Here is a 21,100-nt window from a genome sequence, read left to right as displayed (position 1 = left end):
CGTGCTCGACACTCTGTTCCGCGCTCTGTTCAAGTACGAACGGCTCGTGTTCGAGCAGGGACAGTTTGTACTGGGCGCCACGCGATCGATGTGGTTCACGGCCGCGATCGTGCTGGCCGCCGCGGCCGTCGTGCTCTGGACCTACTGGCAGGTCGCGGTGCTGCGCGGACGGGACCGGGCCGTGCTGCTCGCGCTGCGCACTGGCCTCGTCGCGGTGGCGCTGTTCGCGCTGCTGCGGCCCGTGCTGCTGCTCAAGGTCGCCGTGCCGCAGCAGAACTTCGTCGGGATCGTGCTGGACGATTCGCGGAGCATGCGCGTCACCGACGAGGGCGGCCGGCCTCGCAGCCAGTACGTGATCGACCAGTTCGGCACGAACGAGAGTCCGCTCGTCAAAGCGCTGGCGCAGCGGTTCAACCTCCGCGTCTTCCGGTTCTCGACGGTGGCCGAACGGCTGCAGTCCACCGTCGAGCTCGGGTTCCAGGGGACGTCGACGCGCGTCGCCGATGCGCTCGAACGCGTGCGGAACGAGATGACCGGCCTGCCGGTCGCCGGCCTGGTGGTCGTCAGCGACGGGGCCGACAACGCCGATCGCACGCTCGATCAGGCCATTGCCGGGCTCAAGGCGCAGGGCATGCCCGTGTTCGCGGTGGGCGTCGGGAAAGAGCGGCTCTCGCGCGACGTGCAGGTGAGCCGTGCCGAGACGCCGCGGCGTGTGCTGCAGGGCGCCTCGCTCGTGGTCGACGTCGTCGTCACGCAGTCGGGATACGCCGGGACCAAGGTGCCGCTCGTCGTCGAAGACGAAGGGCGTGTGCTCAGCACGCAGGACATCACGCTGCCGGCCGACGGCGAGGCGATGACGGTGAAGGTCCGCTTCAAGGCCGGCGACGCCGGCGCGCGGTCGATCCGGTTCCGCGTTCCCGTGCAGTCGAACGAAGAGGTCGTCGAGAACAACCAGCGCGATACGCTCGTCGACGTCTACAGCCGGCGCGAGAAGATCCTCTACGTCGAGGGCGAGCCGCGGCCCGAAGCCAAGTTCGTGGACCTCGCCACGCGCGACGACCCGAACGTGCAGGTCGTGATTCTCCAGCGGACCGCGGAAGCCACGGTCAGCGCGCCCGACAAGTACTACCGGAAGAACGTGGACGGCCCGGAGGAGCTCGCGGACGGCTTTCCGGCGTCGGCCGCGGATCTGTTCACGTATCGGGGTCTCGTGCTGGGCAGCATCGAGGCCGCGGCATTCACGCCCGAGCAACTGCGCCTGCTCGAGGAGTTCGTCGCGGTGCGCGGCGGCGGGTTGATGGCGCTCGGCGGATTCCGATCCTTCGCGCAGGGCGGGTGGGCAGGAACGCCGCTGGCCGACGCGCTGCCGATCGCGTTCGAACGCGGGACGCCGGCGGCGGTGCTGCCGCCGCTCGAGCTGATGGTCCGTCCCACGCGCCTCGGCGAAGGCCATCCCGTCGCGCAGATCACCGAGCGCCCCGAGGCGGCCGCGGCCAAATGGGCGGCGCTGCCGGCGCTGACGGCGGTGAACGCCGTGTCGACGCGAGACGTCAAGCCCGGGGCGCAGACCCTGCTCTCGGCCCCGCTGTCGGGCGGGCGCGATCAGGTCGTGCTCGCCGCGCAGCGCTACGGGCGCGGCAAGGCGCTGGCGCTGCCGGTGCAGGACACCTGGATGTGGCGCATGCACGCCACGATGGCCGTGGACGACACGACGCACCGCGACTTCTGGCAGCGGCTCGCGCGCTGGCTGATCGATGGCGTGCCGGACCGGGTGATGCCGACCGTCGCGCCCGAGCGTGTCCAGCGCGGCGAGCCGGTGACGATCGGCGCGGACGTCTTCGATCGCGAGTACAAGGGCGTGAACGAGGGGCGCATCGTCGCCACGATCACGTCGCCGTCGGGGCGCGTCGAGGACGTGCCGATGGAGTGGAACATCGAGCACGACGGCGAGTACCACGGACGGTTCACGCCCTCGGAGGACGGCCTCTATCGCGTGGCGATCGGCGGCACGGCCAAGGACGGCGCCGACGTCGGCCGCGGCACCGTCGCGTGGCGAGTGGCGCCGAGCGATGCGGAGTTCTTCGATGCCGGCATGCGCGCGCCGCTGCTGCAGCGGATCGCCGAGGACACCGAGGGCCGGTTCTTCCGGGCGGCGGACGCTGCGGCGCTGCCCGAGGCAATCAGCTACAGCGGCAAGGGCATCACGGTCGTGCAGGAACGCGAGCTCTGGGACATGCCGATCGTGCTCGCCCTGCTGCTGGGGTTGATGGGCGGCGAGTGGCTGTACCGCCGTGCCCGGGGGCTCGCATGATCGCCGGACGGGTGCGCTCGATGCCGGAGGCGCGCGGCCGCTGGATCGTGTCCGTGCTGGTGCTGCTCGGCCTGGCGGCCTCCGTGTTCGCCCAGCGCGGCGAGCGCGGGTTCGGCGCCAGCCGGTTCAGCGAGACCAACGTTCCGTACGACGGCAAGTTCACGTTCGTCCGCATGAGCTACCCGACCGGGTTCGGCCGCGGCGGTCCGGCCTGGGCGCACGACTACCCGACGGGCGAAGTGCACTTCATGAAGATCCTCACGGCGGTGAGCAACGTGACGGCGCACGTCGAGGAGACGAACATCCTCGACTTCGGCGATCCGGAAACGTTCAAGTACCCGGTGATCTATCTCGTGGAGCCCGGCTACTGGCAGATGACCCCCGAGCAGGTGCAGACGCTGCACGACTACCTGCTGAAGGGCGGCTTCATGATCGTGGACGACTTCCCGAGCTGGGCGTGGCAGCAGTTCGAAACGCAGATGAGCCAGGTGCTCCCAGAGAGCCAGTGGATCGACCTCGACATCACTCACCCGGTCTGGCACTCGTTCTTCGAGATCAAGTCCCTCGAGATCGCGACGCAGTACAACCTCGGCGGGCGTCCGATCTTTCGCGCGTTGTTCGAGGACAACGACCCGTCGAAGCGGATGTACGTCATCGCGAACTTCCAGAACGACCTGTCCGAGTACTGGGAGTACTCGGAAACCGGGACCTCGCCGATCGAGGAAAGCAACGAGGCGTACAAGTTCGGGGTCAACGAGTTCGTTTACGGGCTCACGCATTAGCCTTACGGCTCGAGCCCAAGCCTTCGGAGATGCACCCATGACCGTTCAGGACCAAGAGAAGACCGTGACGATGAGCTCGCCGGAGGACATCGCGCTGGCCGACCGCATGAACGCGGGGCGCCGGCGCATCGAAGAAGAGCTGGGCAAGCTGATCGTCGGGCAGCAGAACATCATCGACCAGGTGCTCCTGACCCTCTTCGTCGGCGGCAACAGCCTCATCGTCGGCGTGCCCGGCCTCGCGAAGACGCTGCTCATCCGCACGCTCGCGCAGGTGCTGGACCTCAAGTTCAACCGGATCCAGTTCACGCCCGACCTCATGCCGTCGGACATCACCGGCACGGACATCATCCAGGAGGATCCGGTCACCGGGGCGCGCAAGATGGTCTTCGCGCCGGGGCCGATCTTCGCGAACATCGTGCTCGCCGACGAGATCAACCGCACCCCGCCGAAGACGCAGGCAGCGCTGCTCGAGGCGATGCAGGAGCACCGCGTGACCATCCAGGGGCGCACCTACACGCTCGACGAGCCGTTCTACGTGTTCGCCACGCAGAACCCGATCGAGCTCGAGGGCACCTATCCGCTGCCCGAGGCCCAGTTGGACCGGTTCATGTTCCACATCGTGATCGAGCACCCGCCCGAGGACGAGGAGTTCGACGTCGTACGCACGACCACGGCGATCCTCGATCCGAAGTTCGAGCGGCCGGTGTCGGGCGAGGATCTGATCGCGTTCCAGCGGCTCGTGCGGCGCGTGCCCGTCGCCGAGCCGGTCATGCGCTACGCGCTCCGGATCGTGCGGACGAGCCGGCCCAAGGCGGACAACGCGCCGGAGCTCGTCCGGAAGTACGTCGCGTTCGGCGCGAGCGTGCGCGCCGCCCAGTTCCTCATTCTCGGCGCCAAGGCCAAGGCGCTCACCGAAGGCCGGTACCACGTGAGCTTCGACGACATCCGGGCGCTGGCCCACCCGGTGCTGCGCCATCGCGTGCTCACCAACTTCCGAGCCGAGTCGGAAGGCGTGACGAGCGACGCGCTCATCGACGAGCTGCTCAAGACCGTGCCGCTGCCGAAGTCGGGGATGTAGTGGAGACGCACCTCGTTCCCGGCGCCCGCTTCGTCGACCCGACGGTCCTCTCACGCGTCAAGGACCTCGAGCTCGTGGCGCGGTCGGTCGTGGACGGGTTCATCAACGGCCTCCATCGCGCGCCCCATTTCGGCGCGTCGATCGACTTCGCCGAGCACCGCGGCTACGTGCCGGGCGACGACATCCGCCGCGTGGACTGGCGGCTGTACGCGCGAACCGACCGCTACTTCGTCAAACAGTACGAAGCGGACACGAACGCGAACTTCTCGGTGCTGTTCGACACGTCGCGGTCGATGGCGTTCAGCAGCCACGGCGTGACCAAGCTGGAATACGGCAAGTTCCTGGCGGCGTGCCTCGCGTACCTCTCGCACCGGCAACGCGATCGCGTCGGCATCGTGACGTTCGACCAGCAAATCGTGACGCACGTGCCGCCGTCGGCCAAGCACTTCAACGTGCTGCTCCACACGCTCGACCGCGCGACCGCCGATCGGCCGGGCCGGCTCGTGCCCATGCTCGAGGTGATGGCGGAGCACTTCAAGCGGCGGAGCATCATCGCGCTCGTGTCCGACTTGTACGAGCCGCCGGAGGACCTGCTCGATGCCCTGAAGCCCTACAGCTTCCTCGGGAACGACCTCGTGGTGTTCCACGTGCTCGATCCCGCCGAGGTGTCGTTTCCGTACTCCGAGCCGTCGAGGTTCCAGGACCTCGAGAGCGGCGAGGACGTGCCGGTCGTGCCGGAAGGTTTCGCCGAGCAGTACCGGAAGCTCGTGCGCGAGCACATCGAGGCGATCCGCAGCAAGTGCTCCGAGGCGCGGATCGACTACGTGCTGCTCGACACGTCGAAGCCGCTCGACGAGGCGCTGCACGGCTACCTCGGCAACCGCGAGCGGCTCATGCGGGTGCGCTAGCCATGTCGTTCCTTGCGCCGTTGTTCTTCGGCGGGCTCGCGGCGATTGCCGTGCCGATCTTCGTCCACCTGATTCAACGCGAGCGGAAGCAGGTCGTCGAGTTTCCGTCGCTGATGTTCCTCCGGCGGATTCCGTACGAGTCGGTCGAGCGGCGCCGGATCCACAACTGGCCGCTGCTCCTGCTGCGCGCCGGCGCCATGGCGCTCATCGTCGCGGCGTTCGCGCGTCCGTTCTTCACGGAGAGCGCGGCGGCGGCCGTGGCCGCGACGACCGGCTCGCGCGAGGTCGTCATCCTGCTGGATCGGTCGGCCAGCATGGCCTACGGCGATCACTGGACGCGGGCCCAGGCCGAGGCTCAGCGTGTCGCGAGCGGCCTCAGCGGGCAGGATCGCGCGACGCTGATCCTGTTCGACGACGGCGTGGAAGAGGCGGTGCGGGCGACGTCGCTCGGCAGCGAGTTGCAGGTGGCGATCCGCGCGGCGATGCCGTCGGCGCGCGGCACGAAGTACGCGCCGGCCCTGCGGCAGGCGCAGACCATCCTGAGCCGATCGGACCGGACGCGGCGGGAGGCCGTGCTGATCAGCGACTTCCAGCGGACCGGATGGGAACGGCAGGAAGACATCCGGCTCCCCGACGGCGCGACGATCACTCCGGTCTCGGTGGCCGATCCCCAGACCGCCAATCTGACCGTGACGTCGGTGGCCGTGCAACGGCAGTCGTTCTCCGGTCAGGAGCGCGCGACGCTGACGGCCGGGCTCACGAACCGCAGCGCCAATCCCGTGGCCAACCAGGCGGTCCGCCTGGAGGTCGACGGCCGGCTGATTCAGACGCAGACGATCTCGCTCGCGCCGAACGCGTCCGGGACCGTGAGCTTCGATCCGATCACCGTCGCCGAGGCCAACGTGCAGGGCGCCATCCGCGCCGGCACCGACGCGCTGCCGAAGGACAACGACTTCTACTTCGTGCTTTCGCCCAGCCGCAGCGTCTCGGTGCTGATCCTGCACGCGGATGGCGCATCGAGCGACGCGAGCCTGTATCTGACGACCGGGCTGGGCCTGAGCCGGACGCCGCCGATCGCCGCCGAGGCGGTGGCGGTGTCTCGCTTCACGCCCGCCATGCTCGACGGCCGATCCGTCGTCATCCTCAACAACGCGTCGGCGCTGTCGTCGGTCGCGGCCGGCGCGATCGCGAAGTTCGTGGACCAGGGCGGCGGCCTGTTCATCGTGCTCGGCAGCAACACGCCGGTGTCCGGCGACTGGCCGCTGATGCCCGGCGCGCTCGGCGCACCGGTGGATCGCACGGGCCTGCGCGGCGGCACGCTCGGCGCCATGGACTCGAGCCACCCGATCTTCCAGCAGTTCAAGGGCGCCCGGACGGCCAACGTGGCGAGCACGCGCTTCTTCCGATACCGGCGCATCGCCGTCGGTCCGAACGATCGCGTGCTCGCGCGGTTCGACGACGGCGCGACCGCGATGGCCGAGCGCCGGGTCGGCAACGGCCGCGTCGTCGTGTTCACCTCGACGTTGGACGCGGACTGGAACGACTTCCCGACGCACGGCATGTTCCTGCCGATCCTGCAGGAGACGACGCGGTATCTGGCGCAGTACACGCCGGCTGAGCCGTGGCACACGGTCGGCCGCATGCTCGACATCTCGGCGCCGGTCGCCGCTATCGTCCGCGAGGGGCAAGCCAGCCGCACGCCGGGCGGCGGCAGCGGCATGACGGGTGTGGCCGTGTCGCCGTCAGGGCGGCAGTTGACGCTCGGCGGGACGAGCGGCGCCCAGTCGATCGAGCTCGCCGAGCAGGGCTTCTACGCCGTGCGGCTCGCCGGGATGGGCAACCAGCGGCCGTTCGCCGTCGCCGTCAACCTCGACCCGCCGGAGTCGGACCTCGCCACGATCTCGCCGGCCGACCTGCTCGCGGGGATGACGAACACGGCCGGCACGGCGGTCGCCGGGCCGTCGCTGGAACAGCAGGAGCCGACGGCGGCCGACATGGAGAAGAAGCAGTCGCTCTGGTGGTTCCTCCTCGTTGGCGGGATTGCCTTGCTCCTCGCCGAAGCCATCGCGGCGAACCGGTTGTCGCGGCAACTGCGGCCCGGTCTGACGCAGCCGGGTGCTGCCGCCGCTCGATCGATCGTGTGACAGGACGAAGGCAGGTGCCGGCGGTTGCCGGTGGTAAGCTCGAACCATCGCAGGTGAATTCATGGAAGACGCCCTGAAGCGCGGAACCGACCGTCGGGAGCTCGTCGACGCCATCCGTCAGGTGCGCAATCGCTGGCGCACCCGGCTGCTCTTGCGTGGCGCGATCGTCTTCGTCGTGGGGGCGCTCGCTGCGGTCTGGCTCGCGTCCTGGGGCCTGCAGGCGTATCGATTCAGCCCGACCTCGGTCACGGGATTCCGGTTGGCCGTGCTGGCCGTGTTCGTCGCGCTCATCGCCGTCTGGCTGATCCGGCCGATGCGGCGTCGGGTGACCGACCAGCAGGTCGCGCTCTACGTCGAGGAGCAGGAGCCGTCGCTCCAGGCTGCGATCCTCAGCGCGGTCGACGTTGGCGCCACGGGCGCGGCGCAGGTGCCCGACGTGCCGCCGGTGATTCTCGAACGGATGATCGAGCAGGCGGTCGAGAAGTGCCGGGCGATCGAGGGCGGCAAGACCATCGGGCAGACCGCGCTGCGCCGGCAGACCGTGGCGCTCGGCAGCCTCGTCGCGCTCGCGGCGCTGCTGCTCGCCATCGGTCCGGAGTTCTTTCGCCAGGGCGCGTCGGCGCTGCTCGTGCTGTCGAGGAGTGCCGAGGCCGCGAGCCCCTACGCGATCAGGGTCGCGCCGGGCGACGTGACGGTGCCGAAAGGATCCGATCAGAGCATCACCGCGAACCTCACGGGCTTCCGATCGAGCGACGTCGTGATGATGGTCAAGGCGGCGGGAGAGAACAGCCCGCAGCGGATGCCGCTCGTCGCCTCCGTCGAGTCCGGGACGTACGAGGGCATGCTGTTCGATCTGAAGAACGACATCGAGTACTGGGTCGAGGCCGACGGCGTGCGCTCGCCCGTGTACAAGATGACGCTCGTCGAGCTGCCGGCCGTCGAGTCGATGGAGCTGGAGCTGGTCTTCCCCGCGTACACGGGGCTGGCGCCGCAGCGCGTCGAAGCGGGCGGGGACGTGGCCGCGCTGCGCGGCACCGAAGTTCGCGTCCGCATCAAGCCGACGATGAGCACGCCGGGCGGGTCGCTCGCCGTGGAGCCAGGGGCCGCCGCGGCATTGTCGGCGCAGCCCGACGGGACGCTCGCCGGCAGCTTCCGGATCGCCGACGACGGGTTCTACCACGTCGAGCTCACCGGCCCGCGCGGCGAGCGCGTCACGGCGTCGCCGAAGTACACGATCGACGCGATGGACGATCAGCCGCCCACCGTCTCGTTCGACAAGCCGAAGCGCGACATCAAGGCGAGCCCGGTCGAGGAAGTCTTTCTCCAGGCGCGAGCCGACGACGACTTCGGCGTGAAGCAACTGGAGCTGATCTACTCGGTGAACGGCGGCGAGGAGAAGACGATCGGTCTCTACGCTCGGAGCGAGAAGTCGCTCACGGAGGTGAGCGGCAGCCACACCGTCTACCTCGAAGAGATGGGCGTGAAGCCCGGCGACTTCGTCTCGTACTACGCGAAGGCGACCGACACCGACACGGTGAAGGGGCCGAAGAGCGTGTCGAGCGACATGTACTTCATCGAGGTTCGGCCGTTCCGGCAGGACTTCCGCCGCGCACAGTCCCAGGCTGGCGGAGGTGGCGGGGGCGGGGGCGGCGGACAGCAGAACCAGGCCGGCGCGCTGTCCGAGCAGCAGCGGCAGATCATTTCGGCCACGTTCAACGTCGAGCGCGACCGACCGAAGATGACCGCCGAGAAGTTCAAGGAGGACACGGTCTTCGTCGGGTTGTCGCAGTCGAAGCTGCGCGAGCAGGTCGACGAGCTCGTCGACCAGATGCGGCAGCGCGTCGGGATCGGCGGCTCGGAGAACATGCGGAAGATCGGCGAGCTGTTGCCGAGGGCAGCCGCGGAGATGAAGGCGGCCGAAGGGCAGTTGAGCGCGCAGAAGCCGAAGGAGGCGCTCGCGCCAGAAGGGCGCGCCCTCAAGATCCTCCAGGAGGCCGAGCAACTGTACGACTTGGAGGTGCAGCAGGGCGGCGGAGGCGGCGGCGGTGGAGGCGGCGGCGGCCAGCAGAACGCCAGCGAGCTGGCGGACCTCTTCCAGCTCGAGCTCGACCGGATGGCCAACCAGTACGAGACGCAGCAGCGCGCGCAACAGCAGCAGACCGAACGCCAGATCGACGAGCTGGCCGAACGCCTCCGCGAGCTGGCGCGACGCCAGCTCCAGGCGGAAGAGCAGGCACAGCGTGGCCGTGCCCAGTCGTCGCAGGGCGGCGGCGGAGGCGGCTCGTCGCAACGGGCGCTCGCCGACGAGCTCGAGCAGGCGGCCCGGCAGCTCGAGCAGCTTCGCCGCGACGCGGAACGGCAGGGGCTCGACACGCAGGCGATGGCTGACGCGCAGCGCCGGCTGCAGGAGTCGGCGAGCTCGCTCCGGCAGTCGGCAGCCGGCGGTGCTGCCGCTGGCGCCAGCGCCCAGCAGGCGACGCAACGTCTCCAGGAGGCACAGCGGCTTCTCGAGCAGCAGCAGGCAGGACAGACCGGCCAAGCCGGCCAGACCCCGCGCGATGCCCTCGCGCGCGCGCAGGATCTCGAGCGCCGGCAGCGGGAGATCTCGGCTGGCGTGCAAGCCGCGAACCGCGCGGCGGCGAGTGCCGCGCGCGACGAGCAGTTCCGCCAGCTCGGCCAGCAGAAGGATCAACTGCGTCAGGACGTCGCCGGCCTCGAACAGCAGGTGGATTCGATGGCGCGGCAGTCGCTGAACAACGGGCAGCGGGATGCCGCCCGGAAACTCCAGGAGGCCGCGGGCACCATTCGCAACCGGCAGGTGAAGGAGATCATCGACTACTCGAAGCAGTTGATGGCCGGCGAGAACGCCGCGGCGGCGGAGTCGCGGATCTCGTCCGATCTCGAGACCGTCCGGCAGCGGTTGGGCGAGGCGGCGTCAGCGGCCGACAATGCGGCCCAGGGACGCGGACTCGATCGCGCACGTCAGCAGGCGGGCAACCTCGTCCGCGGGCTGTCGTCGTTGAGCGACCAGATGCAGCAGCAGCTCGGCGCAGGTCAGCGCGGGCAGCAGGGCCAGGGCCAACAAGGCCAGGGCCAGCAGGGTCAAGGTCAGCAGGGTCAGCAAGGTCAGGGTCAGCAAGGACAAGGTCAGCAAGGTCAGGGTCGACAGGGGCAGGGCCAAGGCCAGCAGGCGCAGGGTCAAGGGCAGGGCCAAGGGCAGGGCCAAGGGCAGGGCCAAGGGCAGGGTCAAGGGCAGGGCCAAGGGCAGGGTCAAGGCCAAGGGCAGGGCCAAGGGCAGGGTCAAGGCCAAGGGCAGGGTCAAGGCCAAGGCCAAGGGCAAGGCCAAGGTCAAGGCCAAGGTCAAGGGCAGGGCCAAGGTCAAGGGCAGGGCCAAGGTCAAGGTGACGGCCAGGGACAGGTCGGTGGCCGCGGGCAGGGCGGCAACCAGCGTCTCGGCTGGGGCAGCCCGAGCTTCGCGGGTCCGCTGACTGGCGGGGATGCCCGTCCCGGCATGAACTCGGGCGGCGCCGGCGGTTGGGACGCCCGGCAGTTCCGCAATCAGGCCGGCCAGATGCTCGCCGATCTCAACGAGCTGCGCCGGCAACTGCAGTCGTCGGGCGGCGACGCGCGCGATCTGCAGTCCGTCGACGACGTGGCGCGGGCGCTGCGTGAGATGACGAACGAACATCTCATCGGCGATCCCACCGGCTTGCAGCAACTGGCGCAGAGCGCCCTCGAAAAACTGCAGATGGTCGAGCGGGAGCTGCGCAAGCGCACCGACACGACGAACAACCAGCTCTACCTGTCGGGTGCGGACGAGGCGCCGGCGCAGTACCGGCCGCTCGTCGATGAATACTTCAGGGAGCTCTCCAAGAAGTCCGGGGCGGGCCGCACGAGCTCGTCACGCTGAGAGAGTCAGAGCGCGCCGCGCCTACGGGATCGCCGTGGGCGCGGCTGCCGCCAGCCGATTCAACGCCTCGTCCACGATCGCGTCGATCCTGCCGTTCGAGGCCGTGTAATGATTCGCCACGATCGCGAAGGCGAGCTTCTCTCCGGCACGGGTGGTGAGGATCCCTGAAAGCGCTCTCACATTGCTGATCGTGCCGGTCTTCGCCTGCACGCGGCCGGCGAGCGGCGTGCCGCGCATTCTCGTCTCGAGCGTCCCGCCGGCAGCCCCGCCGATCGGCAGCCACGAGACGAACGGTCCCCGCAGCCGTTCGTCCTCCCACACGTGCCTGAGCACCCGGACGATCGCGAGCGCGGTCAGGTAGTTGTACCTCGAGAGACCGGATCCGTCGTGCAGGACGAGTGCATCGGCCGGCAGGCCCCAAGCGGTGAGCGTCTCGACGACGGCCCGTCGCCCGGCCTCCGTGCTGCCGTCCGCGGCGGCCGCGCGGCCGAGCGCCTTGAGGAACACCTCCGCGTACTGGTTCTGGCTCACGTTCATCGCGTATCCGGCCAGCGCCGAGAGCGGCGGCGACGCATGTCGTGCGACGAGCTGCCTGGGCCGTGGGGCAGCCGCCGGCGGAAGATCGTCGATGTCCCACGCGCCGCCGTCGACCGCGATTCCTCGAGATGCCAATGCGAGCCGCAGCGCCTCGACGAAGAAGCGCGTCGGGTTGTCCACCGCGGCTGTGCGCGAGATGGCCGCGCCGGATCGAGGCACGCTGCCTCGGACGAGGAGCGTCGGGCGGCCAGGGAACCGTTCGAGGACGATCGTCGGGGCCGATCCGCTGGCCGTCGTCGTGACGTCCGCCCGGACGTCCAGCGGGTGCCCTGGCGGACCGGCGCGAACGCTCGCCGGCCGGCCTTCGGCGGCGCCGGCGGTGATTCGCAGCACGGCCGCGTTCTCGTTGTAGTTGAGCGCGCCGGCTGGCGCCGCGTATCCGTACGCCAGGTAGTCCCACGCCCATCCCGGACCGAGCTCGCGATCGTCGAACGCGTTGTCGTCGCCGACGATGCGGCCGGCCACGTGGTGGATGCCCGCGCGGTGCAGCGCCTCTGCCCACTCCAGGAACACTGCCGCGTGCCCATCGTCGGGTGACCCGATGGAAGGGTCGCCCGTGCCGGTGACGACGAGGTCACCGCGGAGCGTGCCGTCGACGATCTCGCCTTCGGCGTCCAGTCGCGTCTCGAAGCGGTACGACAGGCCCAGTCGCTCCGCCGCGACGGCGACCGTCAGGATCTTCATGTTCGAGCCGGGTACGACGAGCGTATCGGCGTGGCGGCTGTACAGGACGCGCCCGTCGACGAGCGATTCGACGCGGGCGGCCACGAGCGCGCGCGACAGTTCCGGCGCGTCGAGCACGCGGTCGAGATCGGCGGTGAGCGTCGTGTCCGGCTGCTGAGGGTACGCGTCTGCGAGGCGCGAGGCTTTCGGCGCCGTCGCGCTGGCCGGCGCGTGCGGCAGGCCTGCGAGTGCCAGCACGACCGCCGCGCCGGCGATCGCGCGGCGCGTCACTTCGTGCCCGTCAGCTCGTTGAACTGGATGAGGGCCTTCTGGTACTCGGCGACCGGGATCACGGCGGCGCCGGGTTCGCCGGCACGGAGCGCGTGTACCACGTCCCCGGACTTGCGGAACGTGACCCGTTCCGCGTCAGGGGGCGTGGCGTCGCCGAACGTGACGCCCACGACGACGTCCTCGCCGCTCGCGAGCGGGCGATCCGTGAACGATTCGGCGCGCAGGCTCGACCACGCGTTCAGCAGGTCGGTCACGCCGGTGGTGTTCATGTCCTTCGCGGCCGGTTTCGTCTGCTTCCACGAATCCGCTGCGGCCTCCGTCCCCTGAGCCGCCGTGGTCTTCTCGAAGGCATACGTCGCGCCGCCGCGCGTCAGCTCGAAGCTCCGCGCATTGAACGACTTGAACTCGAACACGTCCTTCACGCGCAGGTCCGCCGGCGTCTTCTTCATGTCCGTCAGCACGCTGGCGTCCACGGTGAACACGAGGGGCCTCGAGAGGTCGCGCGCGTACACGCTGCCGCCGTCTTGATTGGCGCCGATCGCGAGCGCCGCCTTGTTGGATCCGGCGCCGAAGGTCGCCACGAGCTGCGGCCGATCGAGGCCGAACTTCTTCAGATCGGCGGCGGACGGCGGGGCCGCGTCGCCCGCCACGATCGCCTTCATCTGTCCCTGCGAGACGCGGTTCAGGATGGCGTCGACCGCGAGGAAGTCTGCGCGCACGTCGACCGGCTGGCTCACGCGCCAGTCCGTGCCCTTACGCGCGAGCGTCACGGCGGGCCCGGCGGCCGGCTCGAGCCGGATCGTGTCGACCGCATCGCGGGAGAACTTCAGCACCGACTTGTCGCGGAGATCGAACGTCGATCGGCTGAACGTGTCCTCGAGATAGGCCGAGATCAGAAAGACCGCGGGCGAGCCTTCCACCTGCGCGTACAGATCGGCGCCCGTGGGCGTCTTGTTGCCGATGAGCAGCCGGCGCGGGCTGCTGTCGCCCGCGACCCTGAACGTCACGGTGATCCGCGCCGGCTGCAGCCCGAACGGCGTCACCGACGAGGGATGCTCCTCGAGCGTCTTCTGCTTCTCGAGGGTCTCGAGGCTCGACACGAGCGACGACACCGTGCCGGCATCGGCGGCGGTCGATACCGGCGCGGCCATCTGCCAGTCGTCGCCGTTCTTCTTCAGCGTCGTGATCTCGCCGGACGCCGCGTGGATCTCGACCTCGTCGATCTTTCCCGGCTCCAGGGCGAAGACCTTGTCCCGTTTCAGCGACGGGTCGGTCGTGTCCCGCTTCGACTCGACGAAGTAGATGTAGGCGCCGAGTCCGAGCGCGACGACCAGCAGCACCAGCAGCGAACGCGATCCGCGCATCGTCGTCTACCCTCGTCCGTTACCGCTTCTTCCACCAGACCCGCACGCCGTTGCCGATGAGCAGCAACGGCACGATCACCATCGTGAACCAGAACACCATCGCCTGCTGATCCGCGGTCATCGTCAGCGGGCGGCTCTCCGGGCTGCGCGGGCGGATCGCGATGAGATCCTCCTGCTGGGCCAGCCAATTCGCCATGTTCAGGAACAGGTCGCGGTTGCCCTGGATACCGAGCGCACGGTTCGACGCGAAGTCGCTGTCGCCGACGACGACGACGCGCGTCTCGGGCTTGGGCGCGTCGGGCGCGGCATCAGCCGGCGCGGCCGGGGCATTGGTCGCGGCCGCCGACACGGCCGCGGCGATCGACACGGGGCCCGCCTTGTCGCCCTTGTCCGGATCGCGCGACGGCCGCCCCGTCGAGTACAGGCTCTCGAGATCCGATTCGGCCCAGCTCTGCGGGCTGGTCTCGAGCACCTTCTGCGGCACGTGGCCGCCTCGGCCGCCCTCGACCGGCGCGACCGATCGCGCGAGCGGAAACGCCGTCATCACCCGGAAGTTCTCGGTGATCGGGTGCGCGACCGGCATCGCGATCGGCACCGACGCGTCCGTTCCGATCAGTTGGCCCAGCCCGCTCGCGTCGACGACGAGATCGTTGCCGACGTCCACGCCCCACTCCTCCGCGAGCGCGATGAGCCGGCTCACGTCGGGCGCCGTGCCTTTGTCCGGCGGATCGATGAGCAGCGCCACCTTGCCGCCACGCGCGAGGAACGCCTTCACGGCGTCGATTTCGCCCTGCAGCAGATCCGTCTTCGGGCCCGCGATTACCAGGAGCGTCGCGTCGTCCGGCACGCTGCCTTGCTGCGCGAGCGTGAGCGGCGCCACGTCGAAGTTGTCGGTCTTCAGCGCATCGGCGATCCCGCTGTAGCCGTTCGGATCGGACGCGGTCGGGTCCTTCTCGCCGTGCCCCTGGACGAAGTAGGCCTTCTTGGCCTTGCCCTCGATGACCTTCTTCAACGCGTTCGTCAGGCTCTGCTCGTCGTCCGACGAGGCGCGCTCGGTGCGGCCGGCGTACTCGATCAGGAAGGTCGGGACGGTCGTGATCTCCCGCTTCTGCGCCTCGAGCGGATTCCGCTCGGCGTCGATGAACTCCGTGCTGACCTGCGACGAGGCGTACTCGTACTCCTTCAGCCGATCCCGGTACTGATCGGCGACGCCCGTGTAGAATGCGCGGATCGTCAGGGGCTGCTTCAGCTCGGCGAGGATCTTCTTCGTCTGGTCGGACAGCGAGAACTGTCCGGCCGCCGTGAGGTCCCACCGCTTGTTCTGGCGTGACGCGATCCAGTTCAGCCCGACGAGGATGCCCAGCACCAGGACGACGCTCGACGCCGCGATCGAGCCGTACTTGACGTTGCGCCCCTGGAACGAGCGCGCGATGTCGCGCCATTGCGTGAGCCCGTACAGCAGCGTCACGACCAGGCCGGCCAGGGCCAGGCGCTGGGACCACTGCGGCGCCTCCGGGCGCACGACGCGCAGGACGACGGCGGCGACGACGAGCACGACGCCGAGCCAGCCGATGGCTCCGAAGAGTCGTTTCACGGCTAACCTCTCCACCGCTCGGTGTCCACCGACTTCAGCGTCAGGAACAGCCCGAACAGAATGAAACTCAGGTAGTACACCACGTGCGACGTGTCGATCACGCCCTTGCCGAAGTCGTCGAAGTGCTGCGTGACGGACAGGTAGTTCAGGATTGGACCGAGCGTGGGACCGGCGCTGTCGGCGAACCAACTGATGATCCAGAACATCAGCGAGACGACGAACGTCGCGGCGCCCGCCACCATCTGGTTCTTCGTCGTGCTCGAGATGAACAGGCCCGCCGAGATGAAGCACCCGCCGAGCAGCAGCAGGCCGAGGTAGCCGGAGATGAGCGGCCGCCACTCGGGCGATCCCACGCCGAACAGCAGCAGCACGTAGAGCAGCGTGACGCCCAGCAGGCCGAGGTACAGGCCGACCACGCCGAGGAACTTGCCGAGAATGATCTCGACGTCGGTCACCGGCGCCGTGAGGAGCAGCTCGATCGTCCCCGAGCGCTTCTCCTCCGAGTAGGTCCGCATCGTGATCATCGGCAGGAGGAAGAGCATGAGCACGCTGGCGTTCTGCAGCAGCGGCCGAATCATGTCGTTGTTGACGTTCTGCGGCGGCGGCGGGCCGAACTGCGTGCGCATCGCCGCCCGCGCGAAGTAGTCGAGGTGCACGTTGTAGAACCAGCCGAACAGCACCGCGAACAGCCCCATCGTCACCCAGGCGACGGGTGAGGCGAAGTAGCCGCGCAGCTCCTTGCCGGCAATCGTGACGACGTTGGTCAGCGACCTACGCATGGGCGGCCTCCTCGGGCTGTTCCTCGGTCGTCAACTGGAGGAAGATCTCCTCGAGGCTCATCCGCATCGGACGCAGCTCGAGCAGGCCCCAGCCGCGGTTGACGATGGCTCGGGCGATCTCGCGGCGGATGTCATGGTTCGGCGCGGCCTCGACTTCGTAGCCGACGAGCGTCCCGTGTCGATCGGCGACCGAGACCGACAGCACGCCCGGCACCTGCGTCAGCGTCTCGACGGCGCCGCCGTCCGGGGCGTCGACCTGCACGTACAGCGTCGCCGCGCCCTTCAACTGGTGGGTCAGGTTCTCCGGCGAATCGACCGCGACGACCCGGCCCTTGTTGATGATGACGACGCGCTGGCAGGTCTGGGCGACCTCGGGAAGGATGTGCGTGCTCAGCACGATCGTGTGATCGCCGGCCAGGCCACGGATGAGGTCCCGCGTCTCGATGATCTGCTTCGGGTCGAGCCCGGCCGTGGGCTCGTCGAGGATCAGCACCTCCGGATCGTGGATCAGCGCTTGGGCCAGCCCGACGCGCTGGCGGTAGCCCTTGGAGAGCTTGGCGCAGTGGCGGTTCGCCATGTCGTCCACGTGCGTCTTCCGCATCGCGGACTCGACCCGGGCGTTCCGCTCGGCCTTGGACGTGCGGCCCAGCTTCAGGCGCGCGACGAACGTCAGGTACTCGCGCACCGTCATGTCGGGATAGAGCGGCGGCGTCTCGGGAAGATACCCGGTTCGTCGCTTGGCCTCGAGCGGCTGCTCGAACACGTCGTATCCGGCGACGACCGCTTTGCCCTCGGTGGCCGGCATGTAGCCGGTCAGCACGCGCATCGTCGTCGTCTTGCCCGCCCCGTTGGGCCCGAGGAATCCGAGGATCTCGCCCTTTTCGACTCGAAAGCTGACGTCGTCGACGGCCGTGAACGGCCCGTATCGCTTCGTGAGGTGTTGGACCTCGATCATGCGTGCGTCCCCCGGCAGGGATGAACCGCGGACCCGGAAGAGGCCCGCAAGGATGGGTGTAAACCTTGGAAAACGGCTTGGTTACAACCTCGGATCGTAGTGCCTGCCGAAAAGACGTGTCAACTTGACGAATAGTCGGCGCCGGAGGTTCCGCCGGCGCTCACCGCGTTTGCGCCTCGACGAACCCTTCGATCGTTCGCTGGTCGGTCGCCGAGACGCGATCGAACTGGACGCCCATCCCGACCCTGATGTCGCTCCAGGCGACCAGACCGCTCGCGTCGATCTCCTGGGGGACGCCGGGCAGCCGGAACCGGACCTGGATCGGCGTGCCCTTGGCGAGCGGCGTCATCGTCCGGATGGCGACGCCGCCGCGGCCGAGGTCGAGCGTGACGGCGCCGGCGACGAGATCGCCGGCACGGTAGGTGACCGGCACGCCGATCGCGGCCCGGACGTTCACGCGGCGGTTGAAGCTGTCGGGGAAGAGGCGCGGCGCGAGCGCGGGAAGGATCTGCGCGGTGCTCGCGTACTCGTTCACGTAGCTCACGTTCAGCGCCGCGAGCGGCGGGATCTCGGCGGCGGTCGGCACGCTGCCCGAGAAGACCATGACCGGCACCGCGCGGCCCGCCAGCCGGCGCACGAACGCCACGGGCGTGGCGGAGAGCCCGAGATCGACGACCGCCAAGTCGAACGGCTGGTGCGCGGCGGCCTCCATCGCCGCGTCCTCCGAGTCGGTCAGCACGCAGCCGTGCCGCGCGTCGGCGAGCGCCACCGCGAAGCGATCGCGCACGGCCGCCTGCCGGTGCGCGATCAGAACCGTCTTCGTTGACATCGCACTTGACGCCGCTTTCTCCGTGGTCACTATAATCGACTGAAGTACGACGGCGAGCGATTTCAGCAGCAGGGGGACGAACCGCTGATTCGTCACGGCCCCACGAAGGAGATCGAATGGCGACCTGCCCCGAATGCGACGTGGAACTGGAGATCGACGACGACGATCTCGACGAGATGGAGGTCGGTGATCCGTGGGACTGTGAAGAGTGCGGCAGCCGCCTGCGCGTCGCCAGCACCAGCCCGCTCGAGTTCGAGAGCGACGACGAAGAAGAAGACGACGAAGACGAGGACGACGAAGAGGCCGGTGAGGACGTCGAGGACGAGGAGTTCGACGACGACGAGGACACCGAGGACGAGAAGGACGACGACTGGGAAGAGTGATGGGTGATTTCGATCCGGCTGCCGGCGACGAACTGCGTGAACGTGAGGCCGCGCTGGATCGCCTGCTGCGGGCGCTGCCGTCGCTCGTCGTGGCTTACAGCGGCGGCGTCGACTCGGCATTCCTGGCCTGGGCGGCGACGCGTGCGCTCGGCGATCGCGCGCTCTCGATCACCGCCGACAGCGACAGTTATCCCGAACGGCACCGCGCCATGGCGCTGGCGATCGCGCGGGACTTCGGGTTGCGCCACGAGGTGATCCGGACGGCGGAGCTCGAGCGCCCCGAGTACCGCGCCAACCATCCGGATCGCTGCTATCACTGCAAGACGGAGTTGTATTCGCACCTGGCGAGGCTCGCGGCCGACCGGGGCTTCGCTGCCGTCGCCGACGGCAGCAACGCCGACGACCGCGGCGACTACAGGCCCGGCCGGCGCGCCGCGCAGGAGTTCGGCGTCATCAGCCCGCTCGACGAAGCGGGCCTCACCAAAGAGGACATCCGCCGGCTCTCGCGCGAAGCCGGGCTGCCGACGTGGGACGAGCCGGCCTCGGCATGCCTGTCCTCGCGGATTCCGTACTACTCGGAAGTCACCCCCGACAAGCTTCGCGTCATCGAGCAGGCCGAAGATGCACTGCGAGGCTTGGGCTTCCGGATCCTTCGCGTCCGACACCATGGCGAGGTCGCCCGGCTCGAGATCGGACGTGACGAGATGCCTCGGGCGCTCGACCCCGAGGTTGCCGGCGCCATCGACGAGGCGCTGCGGGCGCTCGGCTTCCGATACGTCGCGCTCGACCTGCGCGGCTATCGGCTCGGCAGCCTGAACGAAGGGCTGAAGCTCCGTCCGGTGTAGCGGCGCAGGCTGGCCGCCAGCGTCGTCGGCGCGCCGACGGCGAGCAGCCGCCCGGCAGAGAGCGTCCGTTCACCGCGGCCCCACGGCCTGCCTCCGCTATCCGCCCGGTTCGTGGCGCTTGGACCGTTCAGGGTTTCCGCGCCACGGCCATGATCGACGTGCCGACCGGGAGGTCGGCGACACGCAGCCAGGCCGCCTCGGCGGCGAGCAGCCGATCGAGCAGCCAGTTGATCGGACGTGACGGCACCGTCAGGTCGGATTCCGACGGCGCCGCCGCGCGCCCGGTGAGCCGCTCCAGGCTGCGCGTGGCCAGCGCGGCCGGAAACAGCACGCAGTTCGTGTAGGTGAGCCGCTCGACGCGGAACCCCGCGGCGGTGAGCCGGCGCGACAGACGGGTTTTCGTGTAGCGCCGGCGCTCGTGCGTCAGCGCCGAGTGCGATCCGCGAAGGACGTCGAGCGCCGCGACGTTGAGGAGCGCGATCCCGCCCGGCCGCAGCACGCGCCACATCTCGGCGATCGCCCTCCGCTCGGTCTCGTCGTCGAGACAGTAGAGGACGTCGAACGACGTCACGAGATCGGCGCAGCCGTCGGAGAGCGGCAGGGCGGCCACGGATCCGCCGATCATCGAGCGGCCGCGCGCGCGGCCCGCGGACAATCCGAACCACGACCGCTCGATGCCGATCGCAGGCGCGTACCGGCGCAGCCAGTCCAGATTCCGTCCCGTGCCCGCGCCGCAGTCGACGATTCGCGTGAGCGTCGCCGATGCGCGCGCGTCGTCGAGGAGCCGCTGCGCTTGTCGCCGGAGCGCGCGAAACCAGAAGTGCGTGTCTTCGGCGCGCAGCGTCGCCGCGAGCATCCGCTCCATCGGAGCGCATTCTATCGTCGCGACTCGCCGCGATCCGATGCGCGCTCCGGTCGCAAGCTGATTGACAGGTACACTTTCAGCCCGTTAAGCTCGCCACAACTCACATCTGGAGAAAGAAGGTGCAGGGAATGGCCTCCAACAGAAGCCGGACGTCAAGAAGCCGGATGATCGCGCTCTCATTGCTCCTCATGGTGGGCTGTGCGGGTCTTGCGACGTTCTCGGCCGCGTGCCGCAAGCAGCCGCCGCCGGTCGTGCAGCCCCCGCCACCGCCGCCGCCCCCGCCTCCCGCGCCGGCGCCGCCGCCTCCACCTCCGCCACCGCCGCCGCCTCCGCCGCCGCCTCCACCGGCACCGCCGACGGAAGCCGAGCTGTTCGCGCGGCTGTCGCTCGCCGAGCTGAACGCGCAGAAGCCGCTCGACGACGTGTACTTCGACCTGGACAAGGCCGATCTGTCGGACGCCGCGCGTGCGAGCCTCCAGAAGAACTCGGACTGGATGAAGAAGTGGACGACGACCATGGTGACGGTCGAAGGGCACGCCGATTCGCGCGGGACGAGCGAGTACAACCTGGCGCTCGGCGAGCGCCGCGCCTCGGCCGTCCGCGACTACCTGGCCAGCCTCGGCGTCCCGACGACGCGTATCACGATCGTCACGATGGGCGAGGAGCAGCCGGTCTGCACGGATGAGGCCGAGAGCTGCTGGTCGCTGAACCGCCGCGGCCACTTCGTCATCACGGCGAAGTAGACGCCGCCCGACGGCTTCGATCGCCGGGGCGCCGCGGCCGTGTCACGGCCGCGGCGCCC

16 protein-coding genes are annotated in these 21,100 nt (G+C 69.3%); 9 read left to right on the top strand and 7 right to left on the bottom strand.

Features of this window, described 5'->3' with window-relative positions; all coding sequences use genetic code 11:
• Window position 1: 1 nt before the first annotated feature.
• The 6 genes from IT184_18680 to IT184_18655 all read left to right on the top strand — a co-directional run bounded on the left by IT184_18680 (window position 2) and on the right by IT184_18655 (window position 11,133).
• Window positions 2-2,311 (top strand): hypothetical protein, encoded by a 2,310-nt coding sequence (locus tag IT184_18680; GenBank protein MCC7010845.1) that lies wholly within the window; start codon window positions 2-4, stop codon window positions 2,309-2,311.
• Complete coding sequence (locus IT184_18675; GenBank protein MCC7010844.1) at window positions 2,308-3,093, top strand: DUF4159 domain-containing protein; 786 nt, start codon at window positions 2,308-2,310, stop codon at window positions 3,091-3,093. Before IT184_18680 ends, IT184_18675 begins: the two co-directional genes overlap by 4 nt.
• A gap of 70 nt (window positions 3,094-3,163) precedes the next feature.
• Window positions 3,164-4,171 carry a MoxR family ATPase gene (locus IT184_18670; GenBank protein MCC7010843.1) on the top strand — a complete coding sequence of 336 codons (1,008 nt, stop codon included), beginning with the start codon at window positions 3,164-3,166 and terminating at the stop codon, window positions 4,169-4,171.
• Window positions 4,171-5,079, top strand: a complete 909-nt coding sequence (locus IT184_18665; GenBank protein MCC7010842.1) for a DUF58 domain-containing protein — start codon at window positions 4,171-4,173, stop codon at window positions 5,077-5,079. The genes IT184_18670 and IT184_18665 overlap by 1 nt, the downstream gene beginning before the upstream one ends.
• 2 nt (window positions 5,080-5,081) lie before the next feature.
• A complete protein-coding gene (locus IT184_18660; GenBank protein MCC7010841.1) occupies window positions 5,082-7,223 on the top strand; it encodes a BatA domain-containing protein in 2,142 nt (713 codons plus the stop codon).
• 61 nt (window positions 7,224-7,284) lie between these two features.
• Window positions 7,285-11,133 (top strand): DUF4175 family protein, encoded by a 3,849-nt coding sequence (locus tag IT184_18655; GenBank protein ID MCC7010840.1) that lies wholly within the window; start codon window positions 7,285-7,287, stop codon window positions 11,131-11,133.
• A gap of 21 nt (window positions 11,134-11,154) precedes the next feature.
• Here IT184_18655 and dacB read toward each other — a convergent pair whose 3' ends face one another.
• The 6 genes from dacB to IT184_18625 form a co-directional block, all read right to left on the bottom strand.
• Window positions 11,155-12,684, bottom strand: coding sequence for a D-alanyl-D-alanine carboxypeptidase/D-alanyl-D-alanine-endopeptidase (gene dacB, locus IT184_18650; GenBank protein ID MCC7010839.1), 1,530 nt, complete (start codon window positions 12,682-12,684; stop codon window positions 11,155-11,157).
• Window positions 12,681-14,048 (bottom strand): DUF4340 domain-containing protein, encoded by a 1,368-nt coding sequence (locus tag IT184_18645; GenBank protein MCC7010838.1) that lies wholly within the window; start codon window positions 14,046-14,048, stop codon window positions 12,681-12,683. Before IT184_18645 ends, dacB begins: the two co-directional genes overlap by 4 nt.
• A 19-nt stretch (window positions 14,049-14,067) precedes the next feature.
• Window positions 14,068-15,642 carry a GldG family protein gene (locus tag IT184_18640; protein MCC7010837.1) on the bottom strand — a complete coding sequence of 525 codons (1,575 nt, stop codon included), beginning with the start codon at window positions 15,640-15,642 and terminating at the stop codon, window positions 14,068-14,070.
• A 2-nt stretch (window positions 15,643-15,644) separates the two neighbouring features.
• Window positions 15,645-16,421 (bottom strand): ABC transporter permease subunit, encoded by a 777-nt coding sequence (locus tag IT184_18635; GenBank protein MCC7010836.1) that lies wholly within the window; start codon window positions 16,419-16,421, stop codon window positions 15,645-15,647.
• A complete protein-coding gene (locus tag IT184_18630; GenBank protein ID MCC7010835.1) occupies window positions 16,414-17,376 on the bottom strand; it encodes an ABC transporter ATP-binding protein in 963 nt (320 codons plus the stop codon). The genes IT184_18635 and IT184_18630 overlap by 8 nt, the downstream gene beginning before the upstream one ends.
• A 160-nt stretch (window positions 17,377-17,536) precedes the next feature.
• A complete protein-coding gene (locus tag IT184_18625; GenBank protein MCC7010834.1) occupies window positions 17,537-18,205 on the bottom strand; it encodes a PilZ domain-containing protein in 669 nt (222 codons plus the stop codon).
• 116 nt (window positions 18,206-18,321) lie between these two features.
• Between IT184_18625 and IT184_18620 the strand changes: the two genes are divergently transcribed.
• Both IT184_18620 and larE read left to right on the top strand, forming a co-directional pair.
• On the top strand, window positions 18,322-18,588 hold the full coding sequence (locus tag IT184_18620; GenBank protein ID MCC7010833.1) for a hypothetical protein: 267 nt from the start codon (window positions 18,322-18,324) through the stop codon (window positions 18,586-18,588).
• Window positions 18,588-19,433 carry an ATP-dependent sacrificial sulfur transferase LarE gene (larE, locus tag IT184_18615; protein ID MCC7010832.1) on the top strand — a complete coding sequence of 282 codons (846 nt, stop codon included), beginning with the start codon at window positions 18,588-18,590 and terminating at the stop codon, window positions 19,431-19,433. Before IT184_18620 ends, larE begins: the two co-directional genes overlap by 1 nt.
• Before the next feature lie 127 nt (window positions 19,434-19,560).
• On the opposite strand, the gene IT184_18610 is transcribed toward larE, so the two are convergent.
• Window positions 19,561-20,298 carry a methyltransferase domain-containing protein gene (locus IT184_18610; protein MCC7010831.1) on the bottom strand — a complete coding sequence of 246 codons (738 nt, stop codon included), beginning with the start codon at window positions 20,296-20,298 and terminating at the stop codon, window positions 19,561-19,563.
• Window positions 20,299-20,462: 164 nt separating this feature from the next.
• On the opposite strand from IT184_18610, the gene IT184_18605 reads away from it, so the two are divergent.
• A complete protein-coding gene (locus tag IT184_18605; GenBank protein ID MCC7010830.1) occupies window positions 20,463-21,041 on the top strand; it encodes an OmpA family protein in 579 nt (192 codons plus the stop codon).
• The last annotated feature ends 59 nt before the right edge of the window (window positions 21,042-21,100 follow it).

The organism is Acidobacteriota bacterium (assembly GCA_020853395.1).
Lineage (GTDB): Bacteria > Acidobacteriota > Vicinamibacteria > Vicinamibacterales > SCN-69-37 > JADYYY01.
The sequence above is the reverse complement of the archived record's forward strand: the minus strand, read 5'-3'. Positions and strand labels throughout refer to the sequence as shown.